15 protein-coding genes are annotated in these 14655 nt (G+C 72.2%); 5 read left to right on the forward strand and 10 right to left on the reverse strand.

Annotated features, from left to right (window positions below):
- Both Sru01_RS32765 and Sru01_RS32770 read left to right on the forward strand, forming a co-directional pair.
- A partial coding sequence (locus tag Sru01_RS32765) for an NIPSNAP family protein (protein WP_239137946.1) occupies positions 1 to 403 on the forward strand: 403 nt, incomplete at its 5' end.
- Positions 404 to 777: 374 nt separating this feature from the next.
- The gene (locus Sru01_RS32770; protein WP_203994046.1) at positions 778 to 2556 is read left to right on the forward strand and encodes a substrate-binding domain-containing protein; all 1779 of its coding nucleotides are present in this window, start codon (positions 778 to 780) and stop codon (positions 2554 to 2556) included.
- A 16-nt stretch (positions 2557 to 2572) separates the two neighbouring features.
- On the opposite strand, the gene Sru01_RS32775 is transcribed toward Sru01_RS32770, so the two are convergent.
- Positions 2573 to 3061, reverse strand: coding sequence for an Lrp/AsnC family transcriptional regulator (locus Sru01_RS32775; RefSeq protein WP_203994049.1), 489 nt, complete (start codon positions 3059 to 3061; stop codon positions 2573 to 2575).
- Positions 3062 to 3256: 195 nt separating this feature from the next.
- Between Sru01_RS32775 and Sru01_RS32780 the strand changes: the two genes are divergently transcribed.
- Positions 3257 to 4162, forward strand: coding sequence for a phenylalanine 4-monooxygenase (locus tag Sru01_RS32780; protein ID WP_203994052.1), 906 nt, complete (start codon positions 3257 to 3259; stop codon positions 4160 to 4162).
- A gap of 11 nt (positions 4163 to 4173) precedes the next feature.
- Here the strand turns inward: Sru01_RS32780 and Sru01_RS32785 are convergent, their stop codons facing one another.
- The 8 genes from Sru01_RS32785 to aroA all read right to left on the reverse strand — a co-directional run bounded on the left by Sru01_RS32785 (position 4174) and on the right by aroA (position 12359).
- Positions 4174 to 4905, reverse strand: a complete 732-nt coding sequence (locus tag Sru01_RS32785) for a response regulator transcription factor (RefSeq protein WP_203994055.1) — start codon at positions 4903 to 4905, stop codon at positions 4174 to 4176.
- 20 nt (positions 4906 to 4925) lie between these two features.
- A complete protein-coding gene (gene pstB / locus Sru01_RS32790) occupies positions 4926 to 5702 on the reverse strand; it encodes a phosphate ABC transporter ATP-binding protein PstB (RefSeq protein WP_203994058.1) in 777 nt (258 codons plus the stop codon).
- A gap of 12 nt (positions 5703 to 5714) precedes the next feature.
- Entirely contained in the window at positions 5715 to 6602 is an 888-nt protein-coding gene (pstA, locus tag Sru01_RS32795) for a phosphate ABC transporter permease PstA (protein ID WP_203994061.1), read from the reverse strand.
- The gene (pstC, locus tag Sru01_RS32800; protein ID WP_203994064.1) at positions 6599 to 7573 is read right to left on the reverse strand and encodes a phosphate ABC transporter permease subunit PstC; all 975 of its coding nucleotides are present in this window, start codon (positions 7571 to 7573) and stop codon (positions 6599 to 6601) included. The genes pstA and pstC overlap by 4 nt, the downstream gene beginning before the upstream one ends.
- Positions 7574 to 7577: 4 nt before the next feature.
- Positions 7578 to 8684 carry a phosphate ABC transporter substrate-binding protein PstS gene (pstS, locus tag Sru01_RS32805; protein ID WP_203994066.1) on the reverse strand — a complete coding sequence of 369 codons (1107 nt, stop codon included), beginning with the start codon at positions 8682 to 8684 and terminating at the stop codon, positions 7578 to 7580.
- A 407-nt stretch (positions 8685 to 9091) separates the two neighbouring features.
- Positions 9092 to 9955 carry a histidinol-phosphatase gene (gene hisN / locus Sru01_RS32810; protein WP_203994067.1) on the reverse strand — a complete coding sequence of 288 codons (864 nt, stop codon included), beginning with the start codon at positions 9953 to 9955 and terminating at the stop codon, positions 9092 to 9094.
- A gap of 104 nt (positions 9956 to 10059) precedes the next feature.
- On the reverse strand, positions 10060 to 11112 hold the full coding sequence (gene rsgA, locus Sru01_RS32815) for a ribosome small subunit-dependent GTPase A (RefSeq protein WP_239137953.1): 1053 nt from the start codon (positions 11110 to 11112) through the stop codon (positions 10060 to 10062).
- Positions 11082 to 12359, reverse strand: coding sequence for a 3-phosphoshikimate 1-carboxyvinyltransferase (gene aroA / locus Sru01_RS32820; RefSeq protein WP_203994068.1), 1278 nt, complete (start codon positions 12357 to 12359; stop codon positions 11082 to 11084). The genes rsgA and aroA overlap by 31 nt, the downstream gene beginning before the upstream one ends.
- Before the next feature lie 113 nt (positions 12360 to 12472).
- Between aroA and Sru01_RS32825 the strand changes: the two genes are divergently transcribed.
- Both Sru01_RS32825 and Sru01_RS32830 read left to right on the forward strand, forming a co-directional pair.
- A complete protein-coding gene (locus tag Sru01_RS32825) occupies positions 12473 to 13228 on the forward strand; it encodes an SOS response-associated peptidase (protein WP_203994069.1) in 756 nt (251 codons plus the stop codon).
- Positions 13229 to 13451: 223 nt separating this feature from the next.
- A complete protein-coding gene (locus Sru01_RS32830; RefSeq protein ID WP_203994071.1) occupies positions 13452 to 13784 on the forward strand; it encodes a TraR/DksA family transcriptional regulator in 333 nt (110 codons plus the stop codon).
- A gap of 37 nt (positions 13785 to 13821) precedes the next feature.
- Here Sru01_RS32830 and Sru01_RS32835 read toward each other — a convergent pair whose 3' ends face one another.
- Positions 13822 to 14568 carry a class I SAM-dependent methyltransferase gene (locus Sru01_RS32835; RefSeq protein WP_203994074.1) on the reverse strand — a complete coding sequence of 249 codons (747 nt, stop codon included), beginning with the start codon at positions 14566 to 14568 and terminating at the stop codon, positions 13822 to 13824.
- Positions 14569 to 14655 lie beyond the last annotated feature (87 nt).

Genomic DNA, 14655 nt, shown 5'->3' on the forward strand with positions numbered 1-14655 from the left:
ATACGGGCATCGATGGGTGGCCTGCCGGCGCGCTGCTCGGATGGGGCCGCTCGCCGGCGCGCTGCTGGGAAGGCATGCTTCTGTGATCACTTGTGTCGTCGAGTATGTGATCGATCCCGGCAAGATCGAGGCGTTCGAACGCTTCGGCCGGCGCTGGATGGAGCTGGTCGACCGGCACGGCGGCACCCATCACGGCTACTTCCTGCCTGGGGAGGGCGCGAGTGACAAGGCGCTCGCGCTCTTCAGTTTCCCCAGCCTCGCCGCCTACGAGGTGTACCGGGGCCTGTTCGGTGTCCACCCGGACTTCGTCGCGGCGGATCGCATCCGGGACGAGAGCGGCTGCGTGCTGCGCTATGAACGCTCCTTCATGCGGCCGATGCTGCCCGGCGATCACTTGATGTGACGGGCGCGGGTGCCGCCAGGCCCCGCCCGCTCCGGCAGGGCATGTCGGCCCCAGGCGGCTCGGCGCAGGTGCCGACGGGCGACGGACTTCGGCCGGCGCCGCGCCGGGCTGTTCCGTCGCGCCGGACTGTTTCGCCGGGTCGGCCATCGCCTCGGTGAGGGGCCGGCGCGGCCGTACCGAGCGTCGCTCCGGAGTCGCGCACTGTGGGGTTGACGGGGAGTTTGTGAATTGTGTTGCAGAAGAGACTGTTCGGCAAGCCGAGTTGGTTATTGTGACTCTTGATCGAACCGGCCGGCCGGCGAGGTGGCTGACCGCTTTCGCGATGCCCGGTGTCTTCGCCAGTCGTGGCTGATCAGCGCTAAAGGTGTGATGTCGTGGCCGCCAGACAACCTGACGATGGCTCCCGCCGCTACGACGACTGGGAGGACGGTCCGAGCCTGTGGCAGGAGTGGCAGGCCCGGATCCGCCGGTTGGTCGAACCGGCCTTGTCGGGTGACCGCCGCACCCGGGCCCGCCGGCGGGCCATCTCGGCCGTGGTCGCCGGCGGGCTGCTGCTGGGAGGCCTTTCGGCGGGCGCGTACTCGCTGATCAGGCAGTCGGTGTGCACGGAGCATCCGCGCCTGCGGGTCGCGGCGGCGCCCGAGATCGCGCCCGCGGTCGCCGAGATCGCCCGGCGCTACACCGCCGACGGCGGCTGCGCGCAGGTGAGCGTGCGGGCTGAGGACCCGGCGGCGGCGGCCGTCCGGCTGGGCGACCGTCGCGATCTGGCGGAGGTCTGGATTCCGGACTCCTCGGTCTGGATCGACCTGGCCCGGGTGCGGGGCGGCGATCGGGCCGTGCTGACCGGCGGCGAGTCCATCGCCCGGTCACCGGTGGTGCTGGCGGCCCGCGAGCGGACGGTATCGGTGCTGCGGGCGGAGCCGCGCGATCTGTCCTGGTCGTTGCTGGTGCCGTCGGCCCGGGTCAAGAAGCGGCTGCCAGAGGGGTACGTCCGGCTACCGGCGCCGGACCGGTTCGCCGCGGGCCTGCTGGCGCTGCACGCGCTGCACGGGGCCAGCGACCAGCACCCGGGGACGCTGCGCATGGTGCAGGGAATCACCACGAACGTGCGCCGGGCGGTCGTCGACTCCGAGGAGGACCTGTTCGGACGGCTCGATCGACCGGCCGGTGACCCGCTGATCGCGACCAGCGAGCAGGCGGTGTGGCGGTACAACGGTGGCGCCCCGCGCACCCGGGCGGTCGCCGTTTACCCCCGGGAGGGGACGACCAGCCTGGACTATCCCTACGTCGTGCTCGGCACCGGATCGGTGCCGCGGGAGGCCGCCGCGGACTTCCTCGCCGCGTTCGCCGCGGACGACGCCAGGACGTCGCTGCGGGCGGCCGGTTTCCGCGACCCGGACGGGCGGGCCGGGACGGCGATCGCGGCGGCACGGGGGGTGCAGGGCGGCCGCTACACCGAATTGCCGGGATCGGACCCGGGTACCAGGCTCCGGCTGCTGCTGTCGATGCAGGATCTGCTGGCCGACCGGCGCGTCCTGCTGCTGCTGGAGTCGGGCGACGCCATGGCCAAGACGGTGCCCGGTGGCACGGATTCCCTGATGAAGGAGACGGCGCGGTTCTTCGCGACCGGGATCGGCAGGATGTCGCCCCGCGATGACGTGGGTCTGTGGACGTTCGGGGCGGGCTCGGGGGACGACGGCCGGCACCGGGAGGTGGTACGGCTCGGTCCGGTGGTGGAGAACGGCCCGGCCGTCCAGGCGGCGCTGCGCGATCTGCCCGCCCGGCCGGACGGCGGCCGGAGCCTGTACGACACGCTGCTGGCGGCGATCCGTTCGGTCGCCCGGGACAATGTGCGGGAGCGGCCCGGCTCCATCGTGCTGTTCACCGCCGGCAAGGACGACGGGAAGGGCATCTCGCTCACCGCGCTGCTGGAGGCGTTGCGCCGCGAGTCCTCCGGCGACCGGCCGGTACCGATCACGCTGATCGGCTACGGTGACCGCGTGGACGCCAAGGCGCTGCGCCGGATCGCCGAGGCCACCAAGGGGGCGGCCATGATGGCGCACACGTTCGACCAGGCCCGGCAGGTCTTCTTCGAAGTGTTGGCGGGCCGGGTGTGCGTGGACCGGGAACGGTGCGGCGCCTGGGACGGCTGAGCCGGCGGTCGTGCGGTCAGGCGCCGGGCCGGGCGGCCGCGCGCAGCAAGGGCTCGACGCGGTAGGGGACCTGGGTGGACAGCGCGATGGTGGTGTCGGTGCGCTGCACGGCGGGCGAGGCCAGGATCGAGGCGATGATCTCCTGCAGGTGGCCGGTGTCCCGGGCCACCACCCGGCACAGCAGGTCGGCCTGGCCGCTGGTGCCGTACACCTCCAACACCTCCGGGACGGCGCCGATCGCGTCGACCGCCTCGGCCAGCCGGCCCTGGGCGATCTGCAGAGACACGAAGGCCAGGATGGGGTAGCCCAGCCCGGCGGGCACGATCGTCGGCCCGAAGTCGGCGATCACGCCGCGGGCGATGAGCTTGTCCACCCGTGCCTGCACGGTGCCGCGGGCGACGCCGAGCAGGCGGGCCAGTTCGGTGAGGCCGATGCGCGGGTGGGCCCGCATGGTGGCGAGCAGCCTGCTGTCCAGCGCGTCGACGCGTCCGTGAGCCGGGACCATGGCCCGAGACTACGACGCCGGACGGGCCGGGAGCGGCATCGGCATCGGGTCGGTGACCGGCCGCTCGGCGGACCTGCGGCGCGGGCTGTGCGGATCGACCAGTCCATGGCCGGGTGGGCTCGGGGAAATTGCGCGTTCCGCCCAGCAGAACCGGGCACTCTTGCCAGGGGAAGCGGACATTGCTGTCATCTTCGTATGTTCGAGGAAGCGCAGTACTTCGCACCGGTGGCGACCGGCGACGACGGTTCGGTGGTCGTCGAGCTGGCGGCGAACCATCCTGGGGTCTCAGACCCGGTCTACCGGGCGCGCCGCAACGCGATCGCGGAGATCGCCCTGCGGCACACGCCGGGTGAGCCGGTGCCGGCGGCCACGTACACCGAGCAGGAGCACGCGGTATGGGCCCTGGTCTCCCGCGAGCTTGCCGGAAAGCACCGCCGGTACGCCGCCGCGGAGTACCTGCACGGCTGCGAGCGGCTGGGGCTGCCCGCGGACCGCATCCCGCAGTTGCAGGAGGTGGGCGACCTGCTGGCGCCGCTGACCGGCTTCCGATACCTGCCGGCCGCGGGCCTGGTGCCGCTGCGCGACTTCTACGGCGTGCTGGCGGACGGCTACTTCCACTCGACCCAGTACATCCGCCACCATTCGGTGCCGTTCTACACGCCCGAGCCGGATGTGGTCCACGAGGTGATCGGCCACGCCAACGCGCTGGCCTCCGACCGCTTCGCCGCCCTGTACCGGCTGGCCGGCGCCGCGGCGCGCCGGGTGGAGACCGAGGAGGCGCTGGAGTTCATCTCCAAGGTCTTCTGGTTCACCATGGAGTTCGGCGTGCTGGCCGAGGGCGGCGAGGACCGCGCGTACGGGGCCGGGATCCTGTCCTCCTACGGGGAGGTCGAGGAGTTCCGCGGCATGGACATCCTGCCGCTGGACCTGGCCGTCATGGGCACCACGACCTACGACATCACCAAATATCAGGACGTGCTGTTCCGGGCCGCGTCGTTGTCCCACCTGGAGGACGTGGTGGGCGGCTTCTGGGCGACCTGCGATGACGAGGCCGTCTTCAGGTTGACCGCCGGCGCGGTGCCCGCGCGCGTCGGGAGCTGACCACCCGGCGATCAGCCGGCGCCGTGCTCCGCGCGGGTGACCAGGCGGTAACCGACGCCCCGGACGGTCTGGATCAGCCGGTCATCGTGGTCGCCGAGCCGGGCGCGCAGCCGCTTGACGTGCACCGCGATGGTGTTGGTGGACATCGAGGCGGGTGCGTGCCAGACCTGGCGCATGATCTGCTCGCGGGTCACCGTCCGGTCGGCGTTGCGCATCAGGTAGTGCAGCAGCTCGAACTCGCGCAGTGGCAGGTGCACCGGCCGCCCGCCGACCCGCACCTGGTAGGCCCCGGCGTCCAGTTCGACACCGCCCGCGGAAAGGACGCCCCGCGGGCCGGTGCCGCCGGTGAAGGCGGAGCGGACCAGCGGCAGCAGTTCGGGCACCCGGTACGGCCGGGCCACGCACGCGGTGGCGCCGGCCGCCAGCGCCTGGACGGCCTGCTCGGCGTGCCCCTCTCCGACGCCGAGCAGGACCGGCACCGCCCGGGCCGGCCGCAGCGCGCGGATGAACTCCACCGGACCGATGACCGGCAGCGTGGCGCTGACCAGCACCACGTCCGGCCGGAGCGCGCCGGCCTGGAGCAGGGCCTGGGCCCCGTCCGCCACGCCGGCCACCCGGACGCTCTCCCGTTCCATCGCGGCGGCCAGGCCCTCGACCAGTTCGGCGTCCGGGTCGGCCACCAGCAGCACCGGCGCCGGCCGGTCGTCCCCGTCCAGGTCAGGTGCCGCCTGCGGGTGCCTCACGCGGTCTCCTTAACAGCGGGTCATCCGAAGCGCCCGGTGATGTAGTCCTCGGTCGCCTTCTCGGAAGGAGTGGTGAAGATCTTCGAGGTGTCGTCCATCTCGACGAGCTTGCCGGGCTTGCCGGGGCCGGCCAGGTTGAAGAACGCGGTCCGGTCGCTGACCCGGGCGGCCTGCTGCATGTTGTGCGTCACGATGACGATCGTGAAGTCGTTCTTCAGCTGGGCGATCAGGTCCTCGATGGCGAGCGTCGAGATGGGGTCCAGCGCCGAGCAGGGCTCGTCCATCAGCAGGACGGCCGGGCTGACGGCGATCGCGCGGGCGATGCACAGCCGCTGCTGCTGGCCGCCGGACAGGCCGGCGCCGGGCTTGGACAGCCGGTCCTTGACCTCGTTCCACAGGTTGGCGCCGCGCAGGGACTTCTCCACGACGCCTTCCAACTCGGACCGGCGCACCCGGCCGTTCAGCCGCAGGCCGGCGGCGACGTTGTCGAAGATGGACATCGTCGGGAACGGGTTCGGCCGCTGGAAGACCATGCCGACGGTGCGGCGCACCGACACCGGGTCGACCCCGGCGCCGTAGAGGTCCTGGTCCTCCAGCCGGATCTTGCCGGTGACCCGGGCGCCCGGGATGACCTCGTGCATACGGTTCAGCGTGCGCAGGAAGGTGGATTTCCCGCAGCCGGACGGACCGATGAAAGCGGTGACCGAGCGCGGCTCGATCGTCATGGAGATGCCTTCGATCGCCTTGTGCGATCCGTAGTAGGCGTCGAGGTCGGCGACCTCGATCTGCTTGGCCATTGTGAACACCCCTTACCGGGCCTTGGCGGGCGAGCGCCACCAGGCGATGACGCGGGCCACCAGGTTGAGCAGCATGACGATCAGGATGAGAGTGAGCGCCCCGGCCCACGCGCGGTCGATCGCGGTGTCGTTGGGGCGGCCCATCTGGTCGAAGATGTACAGCGGGAGCCCCATCTGCGGGCCGTTGAAGGGGTCCTCGTTGATGGAGTTGGTGATGAACACGGTGAGCAGCAGCGGGGCGGTCTCGCCGGCGACCCGGGCGATCGCCAGCATGACGCCGGTGACGATGCCGGTGAAGGCGGTGGGCAGCACGACCCGGACGATCGTCCGCCACTTCGGCACGCCGAGCGCGTAGGAGGCCTCGCGCAGCTCGGTCGGCACCAGGCGCAGCATCTCCTCGGCCGAGCGGACCACGGTCGGCATCATCAGGATCGACAGGGCGAGCGCGCCGGCGAACCCGGAGAAGCCGAAACCGAGGATCAGGATCCAGAACGCCAGGATGAACAGGCCGGCGACGACCGACGGGATGCCGGTCATCACGTCGACGAAGAAGCTGATCGTCCGGGCCAGCCGGCGTCCCTGGCCGTACTCCACCAGGTAGATCGCGGTGAGCAGGCCGATCGGCACCGAGATCACCGTGGCGATGGCCACCTGCTCCAGCGTGCCGAGGATGGCGTGGTAGGCGCCGCCCCCGGCGTCGCGGGGGGCGATGCCGCGCATCGAGTGCGTCAGGAAGGTGAGGTCGAACCGGGCGAGGCCGTTCTTCACCACCAGCCACAGCACCGAGATGAGCGGGATGATCGCGAGCCCGAAGGCGAGCCACACCAGGCCCTGGACGAAGGTGTTCTTCACCCGGCGGCCGGTGGAGATCGCCGGCAGCACGCGGGCGGTCGCGGTCATGCGGCACCTCCGAAGGAGCGGCGGGCGACGATCAGCCGGGCCGCCATGTTCACCGCCAGGGTGATCACGAAAAGCACCAGGCCGGACGCGATGAGGGCGCCGCGCCCGGTCACCGTCGCCTCGCCGAACCCGTTGGCGATGTTGGCGGCGATGCTGTTGCCGTTGGCCGACAGCACCCGAAGGGTGATCTCGAACGTCGCGGGGAAGATGAGCGCGACCGCGATGGTCTCGCCCATGGCGCGGCCGAGGCCGAGCATCGCCGCGCTGACCACGCCGGCCCGGCCGAACGGCAGCACCGACATCCGGATCATCTCCCAGCGGGTGGCGCCGAGCGCCAGCGAAGCCTCCTCCAGCGAGCCTGGCGCCTGGAGGAACACCTCGCGGGAGATCGCGGCGATGATCGGCAGGATCATGATCGCCAGGACCACCGAGGCGGTGAGGATCGACCGGCCGTATACGGCGTCCCCGGCGAACAGCGGGATCCACCCGAAGTAGGTGTTGAGGAAGGTGGCCGGCCCGCTCATGAACGGCACCAGGAAGATCACGCCCCACAGGCCGTAGACGACGCTGGGGACGGCGGCGAGCAGGTCGACCAGGTAGCCGAGCACGCCGGCCAGCCGGCGCGGCGCGTAGTGCGAGATGAACAGGGCCACCCCCACCGCCACCGGCAGTGCCATGAGGAGGGCGAGCAGCGAGCTGATCAGCGTGCCGAACGCCAGCGCCGCGATGCCGAATCTCGGCTCGGCGCCGTTGGGCGTCCAGAGCTTCTCGGTGAAGAAGTTCGAGGTGTTCTGCTGGAGGGCCGGGATCGCCTTGACCACCAGGAACACGGCGATCGCCGCCATGATCGCCAGCAGGAGGATGCCGGCGCCGGTCGTCAGGAACCGGAAGGGACCCTCACCGCGGTCGTGCCGCGAGGCGGACCGGCCGGTGGCCGGCCCGCCTTCGCGGGTTCGCAGGGATGTGGCCATCGCGCTAGGAGATCGCGTCGACGGCCGTGCGCACCTTCGCCACCAGGTCGGCCGGCAGCGGCGCGTAGCCGAGCCCGGAGAGTGCGTTCTGCCCCTCGTCGCTCGCCATGTACTGCAGGAACGGCTTCACCAGCTTGACCTCCTCGGCGGACAGGCCCTTCTCGCAGGTGATCTCATAGGTGACCAGGACGATCGGGTAGGCGCCGGCGGCGCTGGTGCCGTAGTCGATGTCCAGCTTCAGGTCGTTGCCGGTCCCCGAGACCTTGGCGGCCTCGACGGTCTTGGCGGCGCTCTCCGGGGTGAGCTCGACGAACTCGCCGGAGCCGTTGGCGACCTTGGCCTTGCTCAGGCTGGAGTTCTCCGCGAACGACAGTTCCACGTAACTGATCGCGCCCTCGGTGGACTTCACCGCCTGGGCGATGCCGTCCGAACCCTTGGCGCCCTGGCCCTTGGCCTCGGCCGGGAAGGCCTTGGCCGGCTCGTACGGCCAGTCGTAGGCCTTGAGGAACTTGGTGAAGTTGTCGCTGGTGCCCGACTCGTCGGAGCGGTGGAACGCCTGGATCGGGGTGGCCGGCAGCTTGGCGTCCGGGTTGTCCTTCTTGATCGCCGCGTCGTCCCACTTGGTGATCTGGCTGTTGAATATGCCGACCAGGGTCTTGGGCGACAGCTGCAGCGCGTCCACACCCGGCAGGTTGTAGACGACCGCGACCGGGCCGGTGACCATGGGCAGGTTGATCGCCTTGCCGGTCTTGCAGCGGGCGTCCGCCTGGGCGGGCTCGCCCTTGTCCTCCTTGAGCGCCGAGTCGGAACCGGCGAAGGGCACGGTGCCCTGGATGAACGACTGGACGCCGGCGCCGGACCCGCTCGGCTGGTAGTTGATGCTGACGTCCGGGTTCTTCGCCTGGAACTGCTTGGTCCACTCGGCGATCGCGTTGGCCTGGGCCGACGAACCCGCCGCGTTGATCGTCCCGGTCACACCACCGCCACCGGCGGCACCACCTCCGGTCGGGGCCGCCGCGGCGTCCCCACCGGTGTTGTTGTCGGTGCCACAAGCGGCGAGCGAAAGCACGCCGGCGACGGCGGCTGCGGCGAGCCGGCCTGCATACTTCACGGTCCTCGTCCTCCCACGTTGTTCTCGTAACAAGGAGGACGGTAGGCAGCCGAGATGGCCGGAACCCCCAATCGGAGGTGAACGCCGAATGAACGAGTCCGGTCATAAACCCCCTGATCGGGGCAAATGCCTATACCGGCTCGTTACGTTCGGCGGATTGCGGTCACGGAATGGTCACGAGAGACCCTCGGGAACACGTGACTGTGCCCTCGGCGGCCAGTCCCCCCGGCGGTGAACTGCCGTAGCGTCGGGAGCACCCCAGGCGAGGAGGGCGTCATGCTTCCAGGATGCGGAAACTGCAGTTGCTACCTCGACGACCGGGTGATCTCCCGGCCGCCCGCGGAGCGCTGACCGGGCCGGCCCTGCCGCTCATCCCCGCGGCGGCCGGGCCGTGCCGGCGATGCCGCTCAGCCTCGTGGCGGCCGTACCGCGCCGGAGATGCCCGGGCGCAGCGGTGGCACCGCGCGCAGCGACGCCCGGGCCCGCTCGTCGCCGAGCAGCTTGAGCACCTCGCCGTGCAGCTGCGGGTTCCCGCACACCAGACTGCCGCCGTCGATGTCCGGATTGCCGGACAGGTCGGACCAGACGCCGCCGGCCTCCTCGATGATCACGGTGAGCGCGGCCATGTCCCAGGCGGACAGCTCCGGCTCGGCCGAGATGTCCACCGCGCCCTCGGCGACCATCGCGTGCGACCAGAAGTCCCCGTACGCGCGGGTGCGCCAGACCGAGCGGGACAGCTCCACGAAGTCCGACAGCCGCCCCCGCTCCTCCCAGCCGCCCAGGCTGGAGTAGGAGAACGACGCGTCCTGCAGCGAGGCGACCGAGGAGACCCGGCAGCGTGCGGCCTTCGTGAGGCTGCGCCCGGTCCACGCGCCGCCGTCGCGAGCGGCCCACCAGCGGCGGGCGAGCGCGGGCGCCGACACCACGCCGACCACCACCCGGCCGTGCTCGATGAGCGCGATGAGGGTCGCCCAGACCGGCACCCCGCGTACGTAGTTCTTGGTGCCGTCGATGGGATCGATCACCCAGCAGCGGGCGCCGTGGCCGGACGTACGGCCCATCTCCTCGCCGAGCACGGCGTCCCGGGGCCGGGCGCGGCGCAGCGTGCCGCGGATGGCCTCCTCGACCGCCCGGTCGGCGTCGCTCACCGGAGTGAGATCCGGCTTGGTGTCGACGCGCAGGTCTACGGCGCGGAACCTGCGCATGGTGAGATCGTCGGCGCTGTCCGCCAGCATGTGCGCCAGGCGCAGATCATCGCTATAGCCGGTCACAGGTAAGCACGGTACCGCGTCCCGGTGCTCGACAGCAGGCCCGGCTCGCGCGCGGCGAACGGCCGGCGCCGGGCCGGCGCCGGGTCCGCCCCGGCTCCGGCGGTTCAGTCGTCGTCGGCGGCGCCGTCGCGGCTGGCGAGCAGCCGGCGCAGGGTGGCCAGCCGCAGCGGGTCGGCGTGACCTTCGGCCACCCAGGCGTCCAGCGAGCAGTCCGGCCCGCGGTGGGTGCACCCCTTGGGGCAGCGCACCGCCCCCTCGGCCAGGTCGGGGAAGGCGGCCAGCACGTTGTCGGTCACGACGTGCCCGAGGCCGAAGCTGCGCACCCCGGGCGTGTCGATGATCCAGCCGCCGCCGGGCAGCTCCAGCGCCACCGCCGAGCTGGAGGTGTGGCGCCCCCGCCCGGTCACCGCGTTGACGTGCGACACCGCCCGCCCGGCATCGGGCACCAGGGCGTTGACCATGGTCGACTTGCCCACCCCCGAGTGGCCGACCAGCACGCTCAGCCGGCCGGCCAGCCGGTCGCGCACCCCGGTCAGGTCGCCGTTCCTGCGCACCACGACATGCGGCACGCCGAGCGGCGCGTACCGGGCCACCAGCTCGTCCGGCGCGGCCAGATCGGCCTTGGTCAGGCACAGCAGCGGCTCGATGTCGGCGTCGAAGGCGGCCACCAGCAGGCGTTCGATCATCCGGGGCCGGGGTGGCGGGTCGGCCAGCGCGGTGACGATCACCAGCTGGTCGGCGTTGGCCACGATCGGCCGCTCCACCTCGTCGTTGTCGTCGGCGCTGCGCCGCAGCATCGAGGTGCGCGGCTCCACCCGCACGATGCGCGCCAGGGTGTCCGGCCGGCCGGAGTGGTCGCCGACCAGGCCGACCCGGTCACCCACCACGATGCCCTTGCGGCCGAGCTCGCGGGCCTTCATCGCGGTGACCTCGACCGGAGCCGGGCCGCGGCGGCGGGCCGGCGGTCCGGCGATCTCGGCCCCGACCAGGCAGGTGTAGCGGCCGCGGTCGACCGCCACGACGAACGCCTCCACCGCGTCCTCGTGGGTGGGACGGCGCCTGGTCCGCGGCCGCGACCCCTTCCCGGGCCGGACCCGCACGTCCTCCTCGTCGTAGTCGCGCCGTTTCAGCGGCCGTCCCCCAGCATCCGCGCCCACATCCGGGCGAACTCCGGCAGCGTCTTGGCGGTGGTGGCGATGTCCTCCACCTGCACGCCCGGCACGGCCAGCCCGATCACCGCGCCGGCGGTGGCCATGCGGTGGTCGGCGTAGCTGTGGAAGACGCCGGCCCGCAGCGGCCGCGGCCGGACCGTCAGGCCGTCCTCGGTCTCGCGGGCGTCCCCGCCGAGCCGGCTGATCTCGGTGACCAGCGCGGCGAGGCGGTCGGTCTCGTGCCCGCGCAGGTGGGCGATGCCGCGCAGCGTGCTCGGCGAGTCGGCCAGCGCGGCCAGCGCGGCGATCGTCGGGGTCAACTCGCCCACGTCGCGCAGGTCGGCGTCGATGCCGCGCACGCCGGCACCGCCGGAGACGGTCAGGCCCCGCGGGGTGCGGTCGACGGTGGCGCCCATCCGGGCCAGCAGCTCGCGCAGCCGGTCGCCGGGCTGGGTGGTGACCTCGGGCCAGCCCGGAATGGTGACCGTGCCGCCGGTGACCATCGCGGCGGCCAGGAACGGCGCGGCGTTGGACAGGTCCGGCTCTACGGTCACGTCGTGGGCGGTGATCGGCCCGGGCTCGATCCGCCACACGTCGGGCTCGGTGTCGTCCACGGCCACCCCGGCGGCGCGCAGCATCGTGACGGTCATTTCGATGTGCGGCATCGACGGCACCGGCGGGCCGCTGTGCCGCAGGGTCAGGCCCTTGTCGAACCGGGCGGCCGACAGCAGCAGGCCGGAGACCACCTGGGAGGAGCCCGAGGCGTCCACCGTGACCTCGCCGCCGGCCAGCGGGCCGCCGACGGTGAACGGCAGGGCGTCGCCGGTGACCTCGGCGCCGAGAGAGCGCAGCGCGCCGAGCAGCACGCCCATCGGCCGGACGCGGGCCTGCGGGTCGCCGTCGAAGGCGACCTCCTCGGCGGCCAACGCAGCCATCGGCGGGACGAACCGCATCACGGTGCCGGCCAGCCCGCAGTCGATGGACACCCCGCCGCGGACCGGCCCGGGGACGACGTGCCAGTCGGCGCCGGAGGCGTCCTCGCCGGAGGAGGTCAGCCCGGCACCGAGGGATCGCAGCGCGGCGGCCATCAGGTCGGCGTCCCGGCTGCGCAGCGCCCGGCGGACGGTGTTCGGCCCGTCGGCGAGCGCGGCGAGCAGCAGGGCGCGGTTCGTCATGGACTTCGAGCCGGGCAGCGCAACGGTGGCGCGGACCGGATCGGTGGCGACGGGCGCGGGCCACAGGGAAGCGGGCATGCCCCGAGGATACCGGGAGCCCTCGCGACCGGCAGGCGCGGCGGCGGCGCCTGGGCCGGGCTTTCCGCCGCCCGGCCTCCCGCCGGCGGCGCCGGTGCGGCAGGCTGGAGGGCATGTGCGGGAGATACGTGTCGGCGCGCAAGCGCCAGGAGTTGCTGGAGGAGTTCACGGTACAGCTGGACGGCACCGGTGAGGAGTTGGCGGCCGACTACAACGTCGCGCCCACCAAGAAGGTGTACGCCGTGCTCACCCGCCCGGCCGAGCCGGCGGCGGGCGAGGGCGGCGAGCGGGCGGCCGAGCCGGTCCGGCAGTTGCGGGTGCTGAAGTGGGGGCTGGTGCCGAGCTGGGCCAAGGACCCCTCGGTCGGCTCCCGCATGATCAACGCCCGGGTGGAGACGGTGGCGGAGAAGCCGTCCTTCCGCCGGGCGTTCGCGCAGCGCCGCTGCCTGCTGCCGGCGGACGGTTACTACGAATGGTACAAGACCGACAAAAAGAATAAGCAGCCGTATTATCTGCACCCGGCCAATGGCGACGTCATGGCCATGGCCGGGCTGTACGAATTCTGGAAGGATCCCGGCCGGGCGGAGGACGACCCGCTGAAGTGGCTCGTCACCTGCACGGTGATAACCACCACCGCCGAGGACGGGCTCGGGCACATCCACGACCGGATGCCGGTGCTCATCGGCCGCGACCGCTGGGACGAGTGGCTGGATCCCCGGATCAAGGACAAGGACGAGCTGCACGCCCTGCTGGCCGCGGGACCGCCCCGCGGGCTGGCCGGCCGCCTCGTCTCGACCGACGTCAACAGCGTCCGCAACAACGGGCCGCGGCTGATCGAGCCGGAAGGCGCCGAGGAGGTGCTGTTCTAGAACCTCCCGGGTGCCGGTTCCGGCCGGCGCGAACGGAAAAGGGCGCCGGGATCGGTAAAACCCGGAGTCATCGCGGTGTAAGAACCCGCCGGAACGGGCATTCGATCTGGAAAGCGATGTCTCCTGATCCGAGTCACCGCGACCAGGCTTCTCGGGGCCGGGCGGGAGTTTCCGGGGGTTCCCGCCCGAGCCGATCCAATTCCCTTCCCGGAGGTTCGGATTCGTGGACGACGCGAACGCTCGGGCACGACTGGAGCACATGCTGGCCGAGCTGGACCGGTCGATCAGGGTCCTGCGTGGTGATCCCGTATCCGTCGGCGACCGGTCGGCCGCCGACGCCGGCTCGGTGCTCACCGAGGCCGACCGCGCCCAGGCCATGATCGAGGCGGCCGACCGGCAGCGCACCGCGGTGGTGGCGGCCCTCGGCCGGCTGGAGGCCGGGGTCTACGGCAGGTGCGTCGACTGCGGGGCGCCGGTCCCCGAGGGGCGGCTGGCCGCCCGGCCGGAGGCCTCCCGCTGCGTGCAGTGCCAGTCGCGCCGGGAACGCCGCCGCTGACCTGCCGCCTGTACCGCCCGCGCCGCGCGCCCGGCCGTCAGCCGGGGCGGCGGGCGCTGGCCACCAGGTGGATGCCGACCGTGTCGTCGTCGTCGGGGTGCGCGTCCAGTTCGGTGCGCACCAGCCAGCCGAGCGCCCGGGTGTCGGCGGCCAGCACGTGGTCCACCGTCGAGGGCGACAGCACCGTGCGCGGGCGCACCCACTCGACCTCCAGCCCGGCGTCGGCCAGCAGCTCGCGGAGCTGGACGCTGCTGAAACACCTGGTGATACTGCCGTCCGGCCACGGCACCAGCATCACCTCGCCGGTGCCGGTCTGGCACAGGTGCTCCCAGTAGTTCTGCTCCGCCATGATCGCCATGCCGAGCACCAGCGAGTCGACGCAGGCCAGCAGCCGCCCGCCCGGCTTGAGCACCCGCACGATCTCTTCCATGGTGGACTCGGCCATCAGCTCCAGCGACAGGGCCCGCTCCTCGGCGACCACCGCGTCCACCGAGGCGTCCGGCAGGAAGTCCAGGTCGTCGGCGCGCACCCGGCGGATGTTGGCCGAGGCGTCGTACGGCCCGCCCGGACCCGGCCGCCGGAAGTCCACCATCTCGATCACGTGGTGCCCGGCGCCCGCCGCCTGGACCGGCCAGCGGCCCCGGCCGCCCGACAGGTCCAGCAGCAGGCAGGGTCGCGCCGGGAGCCACCGCCGCAACTGCTCGGCGACGACCGCGTGGTAGAAGGTCCAGTACGGCCCGAGGGCGCTTGAGCCGTTCAGTTCGCTGGCTGGGATGGGCAGCAAGTGTGGCTCCTGGGCGGTCGGGGCTCCGGGGAATCGCCAGCCGGTACGTATCTTTTTCCCCGTACCGGGTCGTTCGTCACCTTCTAC

It is taken from the genome of Sphaerisporangium rufum (assembly GCF_016863395.1).
Classification (GTDB): domain Bacteria; phylum Actinomycetota; class Actinomycetes; order Streptosporangiales; family Streptosporangiaceae; genus Sphaerisporangium; species Sphaerisporangium rufum.

Coding starts and splice junctions, on each gene's coding strand:
- pstA (WP_203994061.1), bottom strand. CDS start 6,602: ATGACCGCGACCGCCCGCGTGCTGCCGGCGATCTCCACCGGCCGCCGG.
- aroA (WP_203994068.1), bottom strand. CDS start 12,359: ATGCCCGCTTCCCTGTGGCCCGCGCCCGTCGCCACCGATCCGGTCCGC.
- Sru01_RS32825 (WP_203994069.1), top strand. CDS start 12,473: ATGTGCGGGAGATACGTGTCGGCGCGCAAGCGCCAGGAGTTGCTGGAG.
- Sru01_RS32780 (WP_203994052.1), top strand. CDS start 3,257: ATGTTCGAGGAAGCGCAGTACTTCGCACCGGTGGCGACCGGCGACGAC.
- Sru01_RS32775 (WP_203994049.1), bottom strand. CDS start 3,061: ATGGTCCCGGCTCACGGACGCGTCGACGCGCTGGACAGCAGGCTGCTC.
- pstB (WP_203994058.1), bottom strand. CDS start 5,702: ATGGCCAAGCAGATCGAGGTCGCCGACCTCGACGCCTACTACGGATCG.
- pstC (WP_203994064.1), bottom strand. CDS start 7,573: ATGGCCACATCCCTGCGAACCCGCGAAGGCGGGCCGGCCACCGGCCGG.